This window comes from Nocardia australiensis, assembly GCF_020733705.1.
Taxonomy (GTDB): domain Bacteria; phylum Actinomycetota; class Actinomycetes; order Mycobacteriales; family Mycobacteriaceae; genus Nocardia; species Nocardia australiensis.
Window position 1 is genome coordinate 92,541 of sequence record NZ_JAJFZM010000004.1, and the last position, 17,503, is coordinate 110,043.

The 17,503-nt window shown below is 65.3% G+C and carries 17 protein-coding genes and 1 pseudogene; 10 read left to right on the forward strand and 8 right to left on the reverse strand.

Translation table 11 applies throughout. The annotated features are described in order from the left end of the window. Positions 1-23: 23 nt before the first annotated feature. The 3 genes from cysC to LKE06_RS21265 are packed head-to-tail and all read right to left on the reverse strand — an operon-like array spanning position 24 to position 3,733. Positions 24-1,859: an adenylyl-sulfate kinase gene (cysC, locus tag LKE06_RS21255; RefSeq protein WP_228001098.1), complete on the reverse strand. Its 1,836-nt coding sequence runs from the start codon at positions 1,857-1,859 to the stop codon at positions 24-26. Next, positions 1,859-2,791 (reverse strand): sulfate adenylyltransferase subunit CysD, encoded by a 933-nt coding sequence (cysD, locus tag LKE06_RS21260; RefSeq protein ID WP_228001099.1) that lies wholly within the window; start codon positions 2,789-2,791, stop codon positions 1,859-1,861. Before cysD ends, cysC begins: the two co-directional genes overlap by 1 nt. 9 nt (positions 2,792-2,800) lie before the next feature. Further along, positions 2,801-3,733, reverse strand: coding sequence for a helix-turn-helix domain-containing protein (locus LKE06_RS21265; protein ID WP_228001100.1), 933 nt, complete (start codon positions 3,731-3,733; stop codon positions 2,801-2,803). 88 nt (positions 3,734-3,821) lie between these two features. Between LKE06_RS21265 and LKE06_RS21270 the strand changes: the two genes are divergently transcribed. The 3 genes from LKE06_RS21270 to LKE06_RS21280 are packed head-to-tail and all read left to right on the forward strand — an operon-like array spanning position 3,822 to position 6,943. After that, a complete protein-coding gene (locus LKE06_RS21270) occupies positions 3,822-4,985 on the forward strand; it encodes a hypothetical protein (protein WP_228001101.1) in 1,164 nt (387 codons plus the stop codon). Beyond that, a complete protein-coding gene (locus LKE06_RS21275; protein ID WP_228001102.1) occupies positions 4,985-5,761 on the forward strand; it encodes an SDR family oxidoreductase in 777 nt (258 codons plus the stop codon). Before LKE06_RS21270 ends, LKE06_RS21275 begins: the two co-directional genes overlap by 1 nt. 12 nt (positions 5,762-5,773) lie before the next feature. Further along, positions 5,774-6,943, forward strand: a complete 1,170-nt coding sequence (locus tag LKE06_RS21280) for a sulfotransferase family protein (RefSeq protein WP_228001103.1) — start codon at positions 5,774-5,776, stop codon at positions 6,941-6,943. Positions 6,944-7,007: 64 nt separating this feature from the next. Here LKE06_RS21280 and LKE06_RS21285 read toward each other — a convergent pair whose 3' ends face one another. Then, positions 7,008-7,679 carry a PaaI family thioesterase gene (locus LKE06_RS21285; RefSeq protein ID WP_228001104.1) on the reverse strand — a complete coding sequence of 224 codons (672 nt, stop codon included), beginning with the start codon at positions 7,677-7,679 and terminating at the stop codon, positions 7,008-7,010. 201 nt (positions 7,680-7,880) lie between these two features. Between LKE06_RS21285 and LKE06_RS21290 the strand changes: the two genes are divergently transcribed. Next, complete coding sequence (locus tag LKE06_RS21290) at positions 7,881-8,537, forward strand: HAD family hydrolase (protein ID WP_228001106.1); 657 nt, start codon at positions 7,881-7,883, stop codon at positions 8,535-8,537. A 30-nt stretch (positions 8,538-8,567) separates the two neighbouring features. On the opposite strand, the gene LKE06_RS21295 is transcribed toward LKE06_RS21290, so the two are convergent. Next, complete coding sequence (locus tag LKE06_RS21295; protein ID WP_228001107.1) at positions 8,568-9,161, reverse strand: TetR/AcrR family transcriptional regulator; 594 nt, start codon at positions 9,159-9,161, stop codon at positions 8,568-8,570. Between the two features lie 21 nt (positions 9,162-9,182). Between LKE06_RS21295 and LKE06_RS21300 the strand changes: the two genes are divergently transcribed. Both LKE06_RS21300 and LKE06_RS21305 read left to right on the forward strand, forming a co-directional pair. Then, positions 9,183-9,551 carry a hypothetical protein gene (locus LKE06_RS21300; protein ID WP_228001110.1) on the forward strand — a complete coding sequence of 123 codons (369 nt, stop codon included), beginning with the start codon at positions 9,183-9,185 and terminating at the stop codon, positions 9,549-9,551. After that, positions 9,548-10,060 (forward strand): hypothetical protein, encoded by a 513-nt coding sequence (locus tag LKE06_RS21305; protein WP_228001112.1) that lies wholly within the window; start codon positions 9,548-9,550, stop codon positions 10,058-10,060. The genes LKE06_RS21300 and LKE06_RS21305 overlap by 4 nt, the downstream gene beginning before the upstream one ends. Positions 10,061-10,274: 214 nt before the next feature. Here the strand turns inward: LKE06_RS21305 and LKE06_RS21310 are convergent. Then, positions 10,275-11,054 (reverse strand): annotated as a pseudogene (locus LKE06_RS21310) (ABC transporter ATP-binding protein); the annotation flags it as partial. A 260-nt stretch (positions 11,055-11,314) separates the two neighbouring features. Between LKE06_RS21310 and LKE06_RS21315 the strand changes: the two are divergent. Next, positions 11,315-12,166 (forward strand): alpha/beta fold hydrolase, encoded by an 852-nt coding sequence (locus tag LKE06_RS21315; RefSeq protein WP_228001114.1) that lies wholly within the window; start codon positions 11,315-11,317, stop codon positions 12,164-12,166. A gap of 53 nt (positions 12,167-12,219) precedes the next feature. Beyond that, positions 12,220-12,735, forward strand: coding sequence for a hypothetical protein (locus LKE06_RS21320; protein WP_228001116.1), 516 nt, complete (start codon positions 12,220-12,222; stop codon positions 12,733-12,735). A 17-nt stretch (positions 12,736-12,752) separates the two neighbouring features. On the opposite strand, the gene LKE06_RS21325 is transcribed toward LKE06_RS21320, so the two are convergent. After that, entirely contained in the window at positions 12,753-13,208 is a 456-nt protein-coding gene (locus LKE06_RS21325) for a thioredoxin family protein (protein WP_372477403.1), read from the reverse strand. A gap of 150 nt (positions 13,209-13,358) precedes the next feature. Here LKE06_RS21325 and LKE06_RS21330 point away from each other — a divergent pair, with 150 nt between their 5' ends. Continuing rightward, complete coding sequence (locus LKE06_RS21330; RefSeq protein ID WP_228001118.1) at positions 13,359-15,701, forward strand: helix-turn-helix transcriptional regulator; 2,343 nt, start codon at positions 13,359-13,361, stop codon at positions 15,699-15,701. 39 nt (positions 15,702-15,740) lie between these two features. Here the strand turns inward: LKE06_RS21330 and LKE06_RS21335 are convergent, their stop codons facing one another. Further along, the gene (locus tag LKE06_RS21335) at positions 15,741-16,610 is read right to left on the reverse strand and encodes a helix-turn-helix domain-containing protein (protein WP_228001120.1); all 870 of its coding nucleotides are present in this window, start codon (positions 16,608-16,610) and stop codon (positions 15,741-15,743) included. A 101-nt stretch (positions 16,611-16,711) separates the two neighbouring features. Between LKE06_RS21335 and LKE06_RS21340 the strand changes: the two genes are divergently transcribed. After that, positions 16,712-17,503, forward strand: a complete 792-nt coding sequence (locus tag LKE06_RS21340) for an SDR family oxidoreductase (RefSeq protein ID WP_228001122.1) — start codon at positions 16,712-16,714, stop codon at positions 17,501-17,503.

The window sequence follows — 17,503 nt, forward strand, 5'->3', positions numbered from 1 at the left end:
GGTGATTCGAGCCGGTCTCACGGTCAGTCCAGGTCTGCGAGCCTCGCGAGGATGGCCGTCGCCATCGCCGCGGGATCGCCGTCGGTGGGCCGCAAAATCAGCTCGGCGTCAGTGGGCTTCTCGTAGGGGGCGTCGATGCCGGTGAAGCCGCGGATTTCGCCCGCGCGGGCTTTGGCGTACATGCCCTTGGGGTCGCGGGATTCGCAGATTTCCAGTGGAGTGTCGACGAAGACTTCCACGAACGCGATGCCCGCCGCATCATGCGCGGCGCGGGCGCGATCGCGGTCGGCCTGGTACGGGCTGATTAGCGAAACTACTGCCAGCACACCGGCTTCGGCGAAGAGGCGGGCGACTTCGCCGACGCGCCGGACGTTTTCGACCCGGTCCGCGGCGTCGAAGCCGAGGTCGGCGTTGAGGCCGTGGCGGAGGTTGTCGCCGTCGAGGAGGAAGGCAGGGCGGCCCGCCGCGATGAGTCGGCGTTCGAGTTCCACTGCCACCGTGGATTTTCCGGAGCCCGACAAGCCCGTCAGCCAAACGGTCATGCCGCGCGTGGCGCGTTCGTCCCGCCCCACGGCGGTGGAGTGCCAGACCACCCGTGAGGAGGGCAGGCTGGGACCGGTGATCATGCCCGCGGCCACGGTGTTGTTTGTGGTGTCGTCGACGAGGATGAAACTGCCGGTACTGCGGTTTCGCCGGTACGGATCGAAAAGCAGTTGCTGGCGACTGCGCAGCTGTATACGTCCGATCTCGTTGAGCGACAACGATTCCGCAGCCTCGTCGCGGTGCAACGTGTTGACATCCAGGCGGTAGTCGAGGCTGTGCACCTCGACGGTGGCGGTCCGGGTGGTGTGCCGGATGGTGTAGGTGGCGCCCGGCGTGAGCGCGGACTCCTCGCTGAACCAGCACACCATCGCATCGAGATCGCGATCGGCGTGTGGCCGATTGGCCGGGCGGCAGATCAAATCGCCACGGGCGATATCGATTTCGTCGGCGAGCTGAATGGTCACCGCCTGCGGTGGGAAAGCCTCGGCGACGGGTGTGCCGCCCGGCCCCCAGATCGCGGTGACCGTGCTGTTGAATCCGGATGGAAGCACGGTCACGTCGTCGCCGGGTTTGAAGACGCCGCCGGCCACAGTACCCGCGTAGCCGCGGAAATCCTCGGCATGCCGGCGGGTGACGTACTGGACCGGGAACCGCGCGTCGATGAGATTGCGGTCGGAGGCGATGTGCACCTCCTCCAGATGATGCAGCAGTGGAGACCCCTCATACCACGGCATGCTGGCCCCGCGGTGCACGATATTGTCACCCGTCAGGGCCGACATCGGGATGAAGGTCAAATCGACGACATCGAGTTTGGTTGCGAATTGGGCGAATTCGTCGCGAATCTCCTCGTAGCGCTGTTGCGACCAGTCGACCAGATCCATTTTGTTCACGCAGAGCGTCAGGTGGGGGATGCCGAGCAGGCTCGTCAAGAAGGCATGCCGCCGGGTTTGTTCGACGATGCCCTTGCGCGCGTCCACCAGGATGAGCGCGAGATCAGCGGTCGAAGCGCCGGTGACCATATTGCGGGTGTACTGAATATGGCCCGGCGTATCGGCGATGATGAATTTCCGTCGGGGCGTGGCGAAGTAGCGGTGCGCGACGTCGATGGTGATGCCCTGTTCGCGTTCGGCGCGCAGACCGTCGGTGAGCAGGGCAAGGTTCGGGTAGTCGTCGCCGCGATCGCGGCTGGTGCGTTCTACGGCGGCCAGCTGGTCGGTGAAGATCGTCTTGGAGTCGAAAAGCAGCCGCCCGATCAGGGTGGATTTGCCGTCGTCGACGCTGCCCGCCGTGGCAAGGCGCAGGAGGGTGGTCGTCATCAGAAGTAGCCTTCTCGTTTGCGGTCTTCCATGCCTGCCTCGGAAATTCGGTCATCGGCGCGCGTCGCGCCGCGTTCGGTGACACGGGTGGCGGCGACCTCGGTGACCACCTCATCGGGGGTGGTGGCCATTGATTCCACACAGCCGGTGCACGTTGCGTCGCCGACGGTTCGGAATCGCACCGTCGTCTCGTACGGCGCTTCCCCGTCGAGCAGTTCGAGGAAACGGGTGTGCGCCAACAGCATTCCGTCGCGTTGCACCACCGGGCGGCGGTGTGCGTAGTACAGGGGCGGCAGTTCGATCTTTTCGGCGGCGATGTAATGCCAGATATCGAGCTCGGTCCAATTGGAGATCGGGAACACTCGAATGTGTTCGCCCGCGCGGTGGCGCCCGTTGTAGAGGTTCCAGAGTTCGGGTCGCTGATTACGTGGATCCCACTGACCGTATTCGTCGCGGAAACTGAATACGCGTTCCTTCGCGCGGGCCTTCTCCTCGTCGCGGCGAGCGCCGCCGAAAACCGCGTCGAAGGATTGCTCCCGGATGGCGCGCAGTAGGGTGCTGGTCTGGAGGCGGTTCCGGGAGGCGCGTGGCCCGGTTTCCTCGGCTACCCGGCCCGCGTCGATGTCGTCCTGCACCCGGCCGATAACCAGCCGCAGGCCGAGCCGTTCGACGGTCCGGTCGCGATAGTCGATCACTTCGTCGAAATTGTGTCCGGTGTCGATATGCATAACGGGAAATGGCAACGGTGCGGGCCAGAATGCCTTTGCCGCCAGGTGCAGCATAACCACCGAGTCCTTGCCGCCGGAGAACAACAACACCGGCCGCTCGAATGTCGCTGCGACTTCACGGAATATGTGTGCCGACTCGGCCTCGAGCGCGTCAAGATGCGGCAGCTCGTAGGTGCTCGCCGTCGACTTTGCGTACTGGCTCACATCATAAAACTAGAACACGTTTTGGTCATGGTCAATGGGATGGCCGATGGGACGTTTCTGTGGTGAGTGCGGTTTGCGCCCGCCGGAGGACTCGGTAACCGCATCGGCCGCGGCGATGAGAACGGTTCCGCGACGGGCGATTTCGGCGCCGGTGATGGCCGCGCCGACATACATGGTGAGCACCATGTTCTGCCGTCCGTCATAGTCATAGGTGGGTGCGGCGAGCAGGCTGACTGGATGTTCCTTCCGTGGTCGAAGGTCGGCGCCGAGGTACACCCGTTCGCCGAGGCTGGTCACCAGTTCGCCGACGAGTTCGCGCAGCTCCTCGGGCAGGTCGCGGGCGGCGACGCCGGACAGTAGTGAATACAGCCTGCGACCTGCGGCGGTCAGGCTCTCGATCAGGTATCCGCGAGCACGACACTCCGCGACGATCTGCCGCAGCCGCGCCACATCCTGTCGCAGCGGCACCGTCGCCGGCTTCGCCAGCCAGGCGTCGAACGCCGCGTCGGTGTCCCACAGCACGTACATCAGCCCGACCGGCGGTGCGAATAGGTAGGACGCGCCGACTTTTACCAGGCCGGGGCCGGTGCTCTCGAGTATCGCGATCTGATCACCGATCACCGCCGACGCGGTGCAGGTGGTGCGGTATTCGGTGCTGAGTTTCGCCAATTCGGTGCGAGCGATGGCGGAAATTGCGAAGCTGTCCTGCGCGACCCGCCCTGCGGCGATGAGCGCGGGCCCGAGGCCGTAGGTGAGCGTGTGGGAATCGCGGACCAGGTAGCCGCCCGCGCTCAGTTCGGTGAGGATGCCCAGGCAGGTCGGTTTCGCCAGGTCCAGCTCGCGGGCAAGTTCGGACAGGCCGAAGCGCTTGCCGTGCTGTTCGACGAAGAAGTCCAGCACTTGGACCACCCGCGCGGTGGGGGCGGATCTGCGGGCAACCATTGACCACTCCTAGAACACGTTCTAATATTTCTCATATTGAAATGTACCAGAGCGGTACGTATTTGGAACACTACCTCGGAGAAGCCTCTTGCTGACACAGCCGTTCGCGGACGCCATCGCCACCGCCGAGCAGATCATCGCCGATGCGCCACATATTCGGACCGAACAGGATCTCGTCGAGGGTTACGACTATCTCGCGGGCAGCATTCGCGCGGCCATCCAAATGGCATGGGCCTATGAGCGTGACTTTCCGTTCTTCGTCCAATCCACCGGGCCCTACACGAAAATGGGCCTCGATAATCCCGATACGCTTTACTTTCATTCGTACCTGCGCCCCGACGCCGATTATGTGGTGACCGGAACCCGCGGCACCACCCGCGACCTGAGTTTCCAGGTGCTCAACGGCGACTACTCACCCGTGGACGTGCCCGATAGCCTCACCGCATTCGACGATCGCTCGATCGATGTCGCCGCCGACGGGACCTACGTACTACGCCTCGGTCCCGGCGAGGCACGCCCCGGATACGTGCATCTCGCGCCCGACTCGGCCATGCTCGTGATCCGCGAGGTCTATAGCGATTGGGCCACCGAAAGGCCGGGCACGGTCCGTATTCAGCGAGTGGACCGGATCGGTGACGCGCCGCCGCCGCTGACGAAGGACCTGCTGACCAAGCGTTTCGGTGCCGCGGGCAAAATTCTGGTGTCGCGACTGAATACCTTCCTCGCCTTCCCGAATTGGTTCTACCTCAACCTGCCGGTCAATACGATGACCGAACCAAGATCGACCCCGGGCGGGCTCACCACCCAGTTTTCCTCGGTGGGACACTACGAACTCGACGACGATCAGGTCATGATCATTACGGTGCCGAAATCGGATGCGCCGTATCAGGGCTTCCAGCTGGGCAGCATGTGGTATCTGTCGCTGGACTACATCAACCACCAGACCAGCCTCACCGCGGACCAGGCGCGGGTGGATCCCGACGGGATGATCCGGCTCGTCGTGAGTGAGCGTGATCCTGGCCTGGAGAACTGGATCGAACGCACCGGACATGCCCGCGGGTATTTGCAATTTCGCTGGCAGCGCTTGGCGCGGGAGATGAAGCCCGAAGACGGGCCGACGGTCGAAGTGGTGTCAGTCGCGGAACTATCGGAGCGATTGCCGTATTACGAGCAGGCTCGGGTCTCGCCCGAGCAGTGGCGAGCGCGGATCGCGGCGCGGCAAGTCGCCGTGTCGGAAAGGATGTTGGGCTGATGTTGTTGCAGGACAAGGTCGTTGTGGTTTCCGGGGTGGGACCGGGTCTGGGCCGTGCCATCGCGGTGCAGAGCGCGCGTGCCGGGGCCGACGTGGTGCTGGCTTCGCGCACCGAATCGCGATTGGTCGAGGTTGCGAAGGAGGTGACCGAACTCGGCAGGCGCGCCGTGGTGGTGCCGACCGACATCAACGACGAAGCGGCGGTGACGAATCTGGTCGAGACGGCGGGCAGCGCGTTCGGCCGGGTCGACACGCTGGTGAACAATGCCTTCGCTATCCCGCCGATCACCGATCTCGCCACCGTCGACCTGGACGATGTGCGCGCCGGATTCGAGACGAATGTGCTTGCCGCGCTGCGGTTGACGCGGCTGTTCGTGCCCGCGCTCGCCGAGTCGAAGGGTTCGGTCGTGATGATCAATTCCGCGGTGTTGCGGCATTCGCGGCGCACATTCGGGCCATACAAGATGGCCAAGGCGAGCCTGCTCGCCTTGGCACAGAGCCTCGCCACCGAACTCGGTCCTGAAGGCATTCGAGTGAATTCCGTGGCCCCCGGATATATTTGGGCCGACAACCTGAAGTGGTACTTCAACTACCTCGCCGAGCAGCGCGGCATCACCTCCGAGGAGGTATACGCCGAAACCGCCGCGACCATCGATCTGCGAAAGCTACCCGAACCCGACGAGATCGCCGACGCCGTGGTCTTTTTCGCCTCGCAACTGGCGCGGGCGATCACCGGGTCGTGTCTGGATGTCAACGCAGGCGAATATCACCACTGAGGGGACCAGAAAATGACTGTGATCGGCAGGGGCGACGTCGGCACCATCGATGACCTGCATGCTTCGGCGACCAAGGTCGTCGGGCTGGACGATTTCGGTGACGACGGCTATCGCGAAGGGCTCCAGGTGCTACTCGAGTCCTATGCGAAGGACGCGGAGCTGACGCCGTTCGGCAACAAGGTGAATCGGGCCTTCCTGCGCGGTGCGTTGATCGCGCGGCTGCTCAGTGAATCTGCGTGGCAACGGTTTCCGGAACATGCCGAGGTGGCGATCGAGCGGCCCATCTTCGTCACCGGGCTGCCGCGCTCGGGGACGACGGCGGTGCACCGGCTGCTCAACGCCGACCCGGCGCACCAGGGACTGGAAATGTGGCTGACCGAGATGCCTCAGCCGCGTCCGCCGCGCGAGACCTGGGCGGACAACCCGGTGTATCAGCGCATCGAGTCCGCGTTCGAGAAGCATCATGTGGAGCATCCGGAATTCATGGGCGTGCACCACATTTCGGCCGATCAGGTGGAGGAGTGCTGGCAGCTGTTGCGCCAGTCGGCGATGTCGGTGTCCTACGAATGCCTCGGATTCCTGCCCGGCTATTCCGAATGGCTGCGCGAGCGGAACTGGACCGAGGCCTATCGCAGGCACCGGCGCAACCTACAGCTGATCGGGCTGCCCGATGCCGGCCGCCGATGGGTGCTCAAGAATCCGAGTCATTTGTTCGCCCTGGACGCGATCTTCGAGGTATACCCGGACGCGCTGGTCATCCAGATGCATCGCGATCCGCGCACCATCATCGGCTCGGTGTGCAGCCTCAATGAGCAAGCCTCGGCGGGCTGGTCGGAGAAGTTTCGCGGACCCGTTGTCGGTTCGGCACAGCTGGACCTGTGGGCCAGGGGAGCCGACCACTTTCTCTCTGATCGCAAGCGGCACAACGCCGCTCAGTTCTGCGACGTGTACTACGACGACTTCGTAGCGGATCCGATCGGCACGGTCGCCTCGATCTACCGGCATTTCGACCTGTCATTGAGTCAGGAGGCCGAATCCGCCATGGCGGCACTGCATTCGGAGACCACCTCTGGTGCCGCGCGGCCCACTCATCGCTACACGCTGGCCGACTTCGGGTTGACCAGCGAGCAGGTCGACGCGCGTTTCGCGGAGTATCGCAGCGAGCACTTCCCGGGTAGATGAAATACTCCGGTGGGCCGGATAATGCTGCGGCCCACCGGTTTCCCGGCCCGGGTAAGCTATCGCGTCAGGGCTGACCGGGTCTGAGCACGATAAACAGCCCGTGTGCCTCGGCGCAGAGACGGTCGCCGTCGTGCAGGGTCGCACGCACGAAGACCTTGCGACCTTCCTGGCGTTCGGCCCAGGAGCGCACCGTCAGTTCGGTGTTCAACGGGGTGATGGAGCGGTAGTCCACGGTGAGTGACGCGGTTCTGGTCACCGCGCCCGCGTGGATTGCGGCGGCCATGCCGAGCAGGTCATCGAAACCGGTGGCCACCTGTCCACCATGAGCGGCGTTGTTGCCGCCCAGATGGAAGGTTCGGAAGGTGATCCGCGCCTGGACTCCGTCGGGGTCAGCGTGATCGATCGTGAACGGCGGCAGCGTAACGTTCCCGCGCGCGGGCAGGTCGATCCTGGTCCAGGTGGGGGTGGACCATTCGTCCACGATCGCCGCGTCCAGCTTATCGTTGAGCTTCTCCAGGATGCCGATCGTCTCGAGCGCCAGCTCGTCGGTCGGACACGCCAGCCGCGCGCGATCCATCAGACCGCGCACCTGTTCGATGAATTCGCCGTGGTGCGGGCCGCCACGGGTGGTGTCGATGCCCAGCTCGTGCGCGTTGATCAGCTCTGACATCGGTCGGAACCCGCCCTCGTGGTGCTGCTCGTTGGGCAGCGAGTCGTCGGCCTGCGGTTCATTCATACAGAACAAGTTATCGGTTGCCCGGGGGATGCTCGTCCTGCGGGGCCATTTCCCGCTCGGTTCACGGGACATGCGATTCGAGTACCGCACAGGTGCGGTTACGATGCTCGTCCATCAGGTCTTCCGAAGAACCCGAGAGTCCCGGCCGCCGATCGATCCGATCGGCGCTCGGCGGCGCGGATGGCGAAAGGCTATGCCCCGATGCATATTACGGCTGTCATCTTTGATATGGACGGCGTATTGATCGATTCCGAGCCGGTATGGGAGCGCGTGCGGCGCGACTACGTCGCCGAGAAGGGTGGGCGTTGGCTCCCCGATACGCAGCAGCGGCTGATGGGTATGAGCACCGGGGAATGGTCGGACTATCTCAGCGGCGAATTGGGTGTCGGCGAGACGCCCGACACCGTCGCCGACGACGTGATCGAGCGGATGGCCGCGCATTACAGCCGGGGAGTCCCCTTGCTGCCGGGCGCGGTCGATGCCGTGCAGCGGATGAGCGAACACTGGCCGCTCGGCGTGGCCAGCTCCTCGCCGCGGACGCTGATCGATGTGGTCCTCGGCCGGACCGGTTTGATCGAATTCTTCAACGTGACCTTCTCGACGGAAGAAGTCGATCGGGGTAAGCCCGCGCCGGACGTCTATGTGGCTGTCGCGGGCTTTCTGCGGCAGAAATCCACCGAGTGCGCCGCGGTTGAGGATTCGAGCAATGGCCTGCGTGCGGCACATGCGGCGGGAATGCGGGTGATCGCCGCCCCGCGCCCGGAGTACCCGCCCGCGCCCGATGCGCTCGCGCTGGCCGACGATGTCATCGATGGTCTCGATGAACTCACGCCCGACCTGGTCGTGGGACAGCGCTGAGCGGTTGGGGTACGTGGTGATCGCGGTAGCTCAGCGTCGGTAGGACGACAGCAGTGTGCGAGCGGCCTCGGCGAGGTCGGTCTCGAGCCAGTCCGGGAGTTCCGGTGCGTGGGCGTGTCGACGCAGGGCGGCGTAGGGGAGATCGACGACTGCGCGGCTGATGGCGTCGATCTCGCGATTGCCGTCGCGGCCGAAGAGGTCACGAGCGAGGCGGCGCAGGTGCTCGATGAGTGGGGCGTTCATACCCGCGAGGCGAGCGCGGAAATCCGCATCGGGGCCGCCGTCGAGCAGATCGCTGACGCGCAGATTCAGCAAAAGCCTTGCGTCGCTGGGTAATTCGCGGCCGAATCGGACGGCGGCCACCGTCATCTCGGCACCCGCCTCGACCGGATCCGGATGGCCGGTGGCAGCGAGTACACCGGCCTGGAAGCGTTCCAGCGCGCGCAGCCACGCGGCGGTGAGTACGCCGTTTCGATTGCCGAATCGGTGATACAGCGTGCCGACGGGCGCGCCGCTGGCCGCCGCGATTGCCGCGACGCTGGCAGCGCGGGGCCCCTCGGCCAGCACCAGGGTGCGTGCCGCGTCGAGGATCACATCGGTGTCGTGCTTGCGGGGCGGGGCCATGTACTAGTACGTTCCTTCCATATGGAGCGATTACCCTATATCGATGAGCATGCCACATCTGTCGACGCGAGCCGGGGGGAGGTGTGGCAGGCGTTGCTGAAAATTGTCTGTAAGGACCCGGCCGACTCGTCGACCGCGCCGATCGGTTTCGAGGTGGATGCCGCCGAACCGCCCGCTCGCCTCGCCTTGCGGGGGCGGCACTGGTTCTCGAGGTACGCGCTCGTCTTCGAACTCGATGAACCGACCCCGAGCCGGACCCGGCTGCGCGCGCGGAGCTGGGGAGAATTCCCCGGCCCGCACGGAAAGATCTATCGCGCGCTCGTGGTCGGCACCGGTGGCCATCGGCTCGCGGTGCGCGCGATGCTGCGCCGGATCGCGGCCGCGACATGACCGCGCGGCTGTGCTGGGGCGCCACCGAGGCCGAATGTGAACAGCCGCTGCCGTGTGACGAGCTGAGACCCGGTGGGTTGCAGGCGGACCGGGCCATCAGTGTCGATGCCCCGCCGAATGTGTTGTACGCCTGGCTGTGTCAGCTGCGGGTAGCGCCCTATAGCTACGACCTGCTCGACCGTCTCGGGCGTCGCAGCCCGCGCGAACGCGATCCGGCACTCACCGAACTCGCGGTGGGGCAACGGTTCATGTCCCAGTTCGAGCTGGTGTCGTTTGTACTCGGCAGCCATATCACCCTGGTCGCGGGAACGGCGTGTGCCACCTACGCGGTGCGGCCGAACGGGGTGGGGACCCGTCTTGTCGTCAGGGTGCGTTTCGTTGGACCACGTCCGGTGGCGCGAGTGTTGGCGTTGGGTGACGTGTTCATGATGCGCAAACAGTTGCGCACCTTGAAGGAACTCGCCGAAGCGGAAGCGCGAGCGTCGGGGATTGCGCGCGCTGAACATTAGTTTTGCGGTGCGAGACCTGAGTTCAGGGGTTGGGCATCGGCTCCATCGCACTGCCGCGCGCGAGCGGAAGGCCCTGTTCGGCCATGTTGCTGGTGAGTTCGGTGGCGTGCCTGAACTCGGCGCAATCGGCGGCGCGCGTGGGGAGGAACTCGCTTGGTTGCTGGGTTTGATCAGCTGGAACCCGTCGGTGTCGACCATGCGCTGGCGCTGGCGCGGCGCGGGCGGTCCAGCGGCCGTCGTCGTGGCGGACCTCGACGGGGTGGTCGAAGGCGGCGGTGACGTTTGCGGTGGTGACGGTTTCACGGGCAGGACCGCTGGCGACGGTGCGGCCGTCGGCGATGAGCAAAGCGTGCGTGGTGGTGCTCGGGAGTTCTTCGAGATGATGGGTGACCAGGATCGACGCGACATCCGGATGGGTTTCGCCGAGGGTGTCGATGGTTTCCAGTAGTTGTTCGCGCGCCGCGACATCCAGGCCGGTGGACGGTTCGTCGAGCAACAGCAGACGGGGTTCGGCGACGAGAGCGCGGGCAATCAGGCACCGGCCCCGTTCGCCCTGCGACAGCGTCGGCCAGGTGTCGTCGGCCTTGCCCTTCAGGCCGACGGTCTCGATCATCGCGTCGGCGCGACGCAGTTCGTCGGAGGTGGGGCTCCACCTCATCGGTGTGTCGATGGTTGCGGTGATGCCGGTGAGGACGACGTCGCGGATCGTCAGCGGATACTGCAGCGGATGCCGGGGATTGACATGGCCGATCCCGTGGCGCAGGGTAGCCAGCTCGACGCGGCCGAGTTGATTGTCCAGCACGCGCACAGTGCCCGAGGTCGGGAACGTGACCGCGCCGCAGAAGTCGAGCAGGGTGCTCTTGCCCGCGCCGTTGGGGCCGAGTAGAGCCCAGTGCTCGCCCGCGCGCACCGTCAGGGAGATTCCATCGATTATCTGTTTGCCCTCGCGCCGGAATGTCACATCGGTCAGTTCGAGGACGGGTGCGTGCCTCACGTGAATGCCTCCTTCGGGGTGGATAGGTGGGAACGGCTGAATTCCGCTGCGGCCGTGGGGTTTCGCTCGGCGATGGCACCGGTGAGGTGCTTGGCGCAGTCGCGGTAGGAAGGTGTCGAAGAGTTGGGTGAGCACGTCGTTGTGCGCGGCAACGATAACGGTGCGGTGAAATGTCGTGTCCGCGGGGCCTGACCGATCGGCCCCGCGAAACTCATCGGCCGGGTTCGTGACAAGACTGAAACGTGTTCTAGTGTGATGGTGTGGACGTGACATACGACGGGACGAAGCGCGAGGTTGCAACCGACAAGGGGGTGCTGCGTTATCACGAGGCAGGCACCGGGCCGCCGCTCATTCTCCTGCACGGATCGGGGATCGGAGTCAACGGCTGGCGCAACTTCCGAGGCAATCTCGGGGTCTTCGCCGAGCACTTCCACTGCTACGTCCTCGAATTTCCCGGGTTCGGCGTGAGTGATCCGGTGGGGGGTCACCCCGTGCTGTCGGCGGGCTCGGCGGTGCTGCGGTTCATGGATGCGCTCGGCATCGAATCGGCTGCGCTGGTCGGTAATTCGATGGGCGGTGTAGTCGGCGCGAACATTGCCATGAAGCATCCGGCGCGGGTCGAGAAACTGGTGACGATCGGCGGGATCGGGGAGGGCGTTTTCAGCCCGAGTCCGAGTGAAGGCACCCGGCTGTTGCAGGAATTCGCCGACGGCCCGAGTCGCGAGAAGCTGGTTCGCTGGCTCAATTGCATGATCCACAACCCGAAGCTGCTGACCGAGGATCTGATCGAGGAACGCTGGCAGGCGGCCGTCGATCCCGCCGCGCAACAGACGTTGAAGATGATGTACGGGTCCGAAGCGTTTGCACGGCAACAACAATTCCTCGCAACGTCGGATACTCCGCCGTATTGGTCGACGATGCACACGATCACATGCCCGACCCTGCTCGCCTGGGGCGGCGACGATCGACAGTGCCCGCCTGATATGGCGTTGATGCCGATGCGCCTGATCCCCAACGCCGAACTCCATGTCTTCCCCAAGTGCGGGCATTGGGTGATGTTCGAGGCGAAGGCGGCCTTCGAACGTGTCACCCTGGAGTTCCTTCGCCGATAGCCCGCATACCGCCGTCGGTTCGGATCGGTGGGGCGTGAGGCAGACTGGCGCAGGTGAGTGACGACCCGGATCGGCACGACGACGTGCATGTCCGTACAGGCGACGGGGCTACGGTGCCGCACCTGACGGGCCCTCTGCTCGACGACCTGCTCAGTGCGCCACCCGACCCTGGGTGTCCTTTTCTCACCGTCAGTCGCGGCGACCACGACCACATCCGGGCTCGGCTGCTGCCCGACGGCGTCTATGAGCTCGAATATCGCGCGGGTTCGGGGGATGAGGTGTTCCAGGTCTATACCCCCGACGCGGTACTGGTTCGGGATGTCATGTGGGCGTGGATCGACGGCGATCGGTGGTGGCGTGACGGAGTGGCGTGGTTTCCCGTCGACCCAGCGATCGCGGAATTGGAGACGACCCGCCGGGAACTGGAAGGGCTGCTCGACGGCCTCACGGTAATGGATGACATCGAATCCACCATGGACCAGGCCATGGCGCGAGTCGACGAGCTCATGGCATTCGAAATTCCCGATATTCCGGACGAACCCGATGATGAGGGGCGAAGCCGGCCGTGACGTCGGCGCGATGTGGGTTACAGACCTGGCCAGCCATAGTTATCTGATGCGGGGGCGAGCCCAGCCTGCCGCCCGGACGAGGTGAGGCTCGGCGCGTAGGACCCCGCATCCTGCTCCGGCGTCCCGGATTGTTCGGCCATTGTGCGCCGGATCTTGTCCATATCCAACCAGCGAACCTGCTGAACCACTTCTTCGAGTGCGTCAGGGGCCATGAACCCGGACCGCGAAAACACCAGCAGCCCATCGCGAAACGCCATCAGGGTCGGGAGACGGTCGACCTGCGCCAATGCGGTGAGCGCCTGCTCGGCCTCGGTGTCGACCTTGCCGTGCACGATCTCGGGATGCAGTTCTGCGGACGCCTCGTAAACCGGCGCGAATTGGCGGCACGGACCGCACCAGCCGGCCCACCAGTCGACAAGAACAATCGGATGATCGGCGATCGTTGTGTCGAAGTTGTGCTGGGTCAATGTCATCGTGGGCATGTTTTCCTCGCCATATCTCCTAGCGGCAACGTCGAATCCTCGCATACGCCTTGCCAATAGGGAACGCCTACCGGCGGGCGGCGCGTGAATGCGTGGACTCGGCGGGGCGGGCCGTTCCGCGTATGCGACATCTTCGGCAAAATGGCCACTATCGGTGCCGCGCGTGCGAAGGTATCCAGCGTGGTACGGCACGTTTCAGGGAACCTTCCGGCGGAGGTCACGAGCTTCGTCGGGCGTGGCGCGGAGGTTGCCGCGGCCAGAAGGTTGCTGGCCAGCACGCGGTTGCTGACGCTGACCGGGCCGGGGGGAGTCGGGAAGACGCGATTGAGTCGCCGGGTCGGACAGGTGGTGCGGCGGGCTTTTCCGGACGGCGTGTGGCTGGTCGAGGTGGCGCATGTCAACGACGGGGAATTGGTGGCGTCGAGCGTGGCGCAGACGCTGGGACTGCGCGATGACACCAACGCACGTATGGCCGGGCTCAGCGACTTTCTGGCCGATAAGAGCCTATTGCTGATTCTCGACAACTGCGAGCACCTCATCGAGACGTGCGCCGCGCTGGCCGATCGGATCATTCCCGCCACGTCCGATGTGCGGATTCTCGCGACCAGCAGGGAGCCACTCGGTGTCTCGGGCGAGCAGGTCATGCCCGTGGCGCCGCTGCCGGTGCCGGAACTCGATGACGATTCCGCCGTAGCCGCCGCATCCGACAGCGAGGCGCTGCGGTTGCTGATCGATCGTGCGGCGGCCGCGAACCCGGACTTCCGAGTCACCGACGCCAACCGCGCCGCGCTGGCGGCGATCTGCCGTCGGCTCGAGGGTATTCCGCTGGCGTTGGAACTCGCGGCGCTGCGGCTGCGGATGTTCACCCCGGATCAGGTCCTCACGCGCTTGGACGACGCGCTGCGATTGCTGACCACCGGGCTGCGTACCGCGCCCGAACGCCAGCAGACGTTGGAAGCCGCGATTCGGTGGAGCTACGACCTGTGTACCTCTGACGAACAGCGACTGTGGGAGCAAATGTCGGTGTTCGCCGGCGGTTTCGATCTGGAAGCCGCCGAGGCGGTATGCCTGGTCGATCCGCCGGGTGCGTTGCTGGACGCCCTCACCGGGTTGGTGGAGAAATCGGTGCTCGGACACCGGCACGACAGCGACGGCACCGGCCGGTACACGATGCTGGAGCCGCTGCGGCAGTTTGCCCTCGCGGGGCTGACGGCGCGCGGCGGCGAACGCGCCGTGCGCATCAGGCATCGCGACTACTACTACCGCCTCGCTCGGCGCGGTCGCACCGACTACTGGGGTGGCAAGGACGTCGATTGGTTCCGGGGTGTGACGCGCGAGCACGCGAATATGCGTGCGGCACTGCAATTCTCACTCGCCGACCCGGAGGGCGCGTATCGGGCCCTCGAGATCGCGACCGAGCTGCGACCGTTCTGGGAGCACTACCGGTTTCTGCTGGAGGGCTACCGGTGGCTGTTGGAGGCGCTGGAGATCAACCCCGAGCATACGATCGACCGGGCGCGCGCGCTGGCCTCGGCGTCGGTCATCGCGGCGATGCTGTCGGATACGGCGGCGGCCGATGGCTTCGCCGAGGAGTGCGTCGAGATCGCCACCGAATTGGCCGCGACCGATGTCCTGGTGGAGGCGGCGCTGTTGTCGGCGCTGCTCGCGTTCGCTGTCGGAGATTCGCGCCGAGCCATCGAAATCGCCGAGACGGCCGCGAACCGCGCCCGCGAGTGCGCCTATTACGGCGCGGAGATGGAAAGCCTTGCGTTCGCCTATGTTTGCGCGCTGGTGCTCGACGATCCACGCGCGGGTGCGCTTGCCGAACGGTTCCTGGCGAAGACCGCGCGGCAAGGCTCGCAGCTGCTCGGCGGGCTCGGCTATTGGGCGGTCGGCACGCATCATTGGCGCGCTGGTGAGCAGAGCGCGGCGATCGGGGATCTGCGCCGGGCGATAGAACTGTTCCGGCTTTTCGATCGATGCGTATGGATCGCATCGGGTTTCGATGGGCTCGCCTGGGCCGCTGCGGCGGATGATGATCGAGTCCGTGCGGCTCGTCTGATGGGCGCGGCGTCGACGGCCCGGCGCGGCAGCACCCAGCGGCTCGCGCATGCGATGACCCAGGCCGTCGGTGACAAAATTCTGGAACAGGTGCGCACGACCATGGGAGACAAGGAGTTTCGCGCCGCGTTCGATGCCGGTGCCGCGCTCGGCTTGGACGAGGCCGTCGACTATGCCCTCGACACCAGGCCTCGTCCGGTCACGGAAGCGGTGAAACCTGTTGCGGCAGACACTCTTACCCGCCGTGAACGCGATGTCGCCCGACTGGTCGCCGACGGCTACAGCAATAAGCGAATCGCGGGCGAATTGGTGATCTCGATCCGGACCGCCGAAAGCCACGTCGACCACATTCTCACCAAGCTCGGATTCACCTCCCGAACGCAGATCGCCGGATGGGTCAGCAAGAATTCGACCGGCGGCTGAACGACATGCTGTGCGTCCGGCCCGTGCCTGGGCCGTGCCCTATCGGTCGGTCACCGACGCGGTCAAAGCTTGGGCAGCGGCGAGAGTGGCCGAGATGTATTCGTCGCGTTCGGCTTTCGTTGTGGTAGCGCGCAGCGGACCGAGTTGGACCTCGTAGGCGGGGATGCCCGCCGCGTCGAAAACGGGAGCGGCGAGATAGCTGAGGGGGAGAGCGTCGTCGGAGTCCAAGTCGGATTTGGTGTAGGGGCGGGCGGTCAGGGTCGCCAACTGGCGCAGCACCCGCGTGCGCAGGTGTGGTTGCAGCAGTTCGGATCCGACGGCGGTCAGTAGATCGGCGAGTAGGTCGACCAGGCTCGCGTCGTCACCACGGGGGCGGAAGAGGGCGACGCCACGGTCGCGGACCAGGGCAAGCAAGGTGCTGGCGGTGCGGCGATCGGATTCGGGAGCGGCGGCGATCCAGGTGTTCTGTTCCGCGGCCACACGCCATGGCATAACACTGGCGCCTGCGGGGAATTGCAGCGGAATGCGATGCCCGACAGGGATTCCGGGCACAACCCGTTCGGAGCCGTGGCGGACGTCGAGGACGGTGAGCCGATCGGGTTCGATGCGGCTGAGCGTCGCGCCGCACCCGGTGCGGGTCGCGAGTGCGGCGAGGACATCGCCGACGCCATGGGGGAGTGCGGACGTGCCCAGACCTGCCAGTGCCGGTCCGATGACGTAGCCGCGATTCGAATCGCGCACGACCCAACCCGCCGAATCCAGTTCGGCCAGAATCGCGGTCGCGGTCGCGCGGGCGATATCGAGCCGCTCGGCGATGCCGGCGACGCTGATCGGATCCGATGCGTCCGTGAGCAGCGCGACGATGTCGATGACGCGTCGGGTCGGTGGCGAAGGCGACCGGTCCGGCATGGCGAACCCCTTGTTCGGCGTGAATGAACGGCTTACGATGTCGAATATTAGTACACAGCGTGTCGAATATTCGACAATACGGGTGAGGGACGGAGCGCGGGATGATTCTGGATCGGTTCCGAATCGACGGGCAGGTGGCCATCGTCACCGGTGCGGGCCGAGGTTTGGGGGCGGCGATCGCCGTCGCCTTCGCGGAGGCCGGGGCCGATGTGGTGATTGCCGCGCGCACCAAGAGTCAGCTGGACGAGGTCGCTGAGAAGGTGACCGCCGTCGGGCGGCAGGCGCACGTGGTGCCCGCGGACCTGAGCGATATCGATGAAACGGCCGCACTCGCCGCAACCGCCGTCGAACGGTTCGGGCGGCTGGATATTGTGGTCAACAATGTGGGCGGGGCCATGCCGTGCACGCTGCTGGACACCACGCCGGAAGCACTGGTCGAGGCATTCAATTTCAATGTCACAAACGCGCACGCCCTGGTGCGCGCCGCGGTACCGCGAATTCTCGAAACCTCCGGTGGTGGTTCGATTCTCAACATCACCTCGACCATGGGCCGGTTGCCGGGCCGCGCGTTCGCGGCCTACGGCACCGCCAAAGCGGCACTCGCGCACTACACCAGGCTGGCCGCGCTCGACCTGAATCCGCGCATCCGGGTGAATGCCATCGCGCCCGGCTCGATCCTCACCTCGTCGCTGGAAATCGTGGCGGGCAATGACGCGATGCGCGCCGAACTGGAATCGAAGACGCCATTGCACACCATCGGCGACCCCGAGGATATTGCGGCTGCCGCGCTGTATCTGGTCTCCCCTGCGGGCAAATACGTAACCGGCAAGATACTCGAACCCGACGGCGGCCTGATCTCCCCGAACCTCGCCCTCCCGATCCAGGATCTGTGA

Excerpts from the sequence above, each read along its gene's own strand:
- cysC (WP_228001098.1), bottom strand. The coding sequence starts at position 1,859 with ATGACGACCACCCTCCTGCGCCTTGCCACGGCGGGCAGCGTCGACGAC.
- LKE06_RS21265 (WP_228001100.1), bottom strand. The coding sequence starts at position 3,733 with ATGGTTGCCCGCAGATCCGCCCCCACCGCGCGGGTGGTCCAAGTGCTG.
- LKE06_RS21275 (WP_228001102.1), top strand. The coding sequence starts at position 4,985 with ATGTTGTTGCAGGACAAGGTCGTTGTGGTTTCCGGGGTGGGACCGGGT.
- LKE06_RS21280 (WP_228001103.1), top strand. The coding sequence starts at position 5,774 with ATGACTGTGATCGGCAGGGGCGACGTCGGCACCATCGATGACCTGCAT.
- LKE06_RS21285 (WP_228001104.1), bottom strand. The coding sequence starts at position 7,679 with ATGAATGAACCGCAGGCCGACGACTCGCTGCCCAACGAGCAGCACCAC.
- LKE06_RS21290 (WP_228001106.1), top strand. The coding sequence starts at position 7,881 with ATGCATATTACGGCTGTCATCTTTGATATGGACGGCGTATTGATCGAT.
- LKE06_RS21295 (WP_228001107.1), bottom strand. The coding sequence starts at position 9,161 with ATGGCCCCGCCCCGCAAGCACGACACCGATGTGATCCTCGACGCGGCA.
- LKE06_RS21300 (WP_228001110.1), top strand. The coding sequence starts at position 9,183 with ATGGAGCGATTACCCTATATCGATGAGCATGCCACATCTGTCGACGCG.
- LKE06_RS21305 (WP_228001112.1), top strand. The coding sequence starts at position 9,548 with ATGACCGCGCGGCTGTGCTGGGGCGCCACCGAGGCCGAATGTGAACAG.
- LKE06_RS21325 (WP_372477403.1), bottom strand. The coding sequence starts at position 13,208 with ATGACATTGACCCAGCACAACTTCGACACAACGATCGCCGATCATCCG.
- LKE06_RS21330 (WP_228001118.1), top strand. The coding sequence starts at position 13,359 with ATGGCCACTATCGGTGCCGCGCGTGCGAAGGTATCCAGCGTGGTACGG.
- LKE06_RS21335 (WP_228001120.1), bottom strand. The coding sequence starts at position 16,610 with ATGCCGGACCGGTCGCCTTCGCCACCGACCCGACGCGTCATCGACATC.
- LKE06_RS21340 (WP_228001122.1), top strand. The coding sequence starts at position 16,712 with ATGATTCTGGATCGGTTCCGAATCGACGGGCAGGTGGCCATCGTCACC.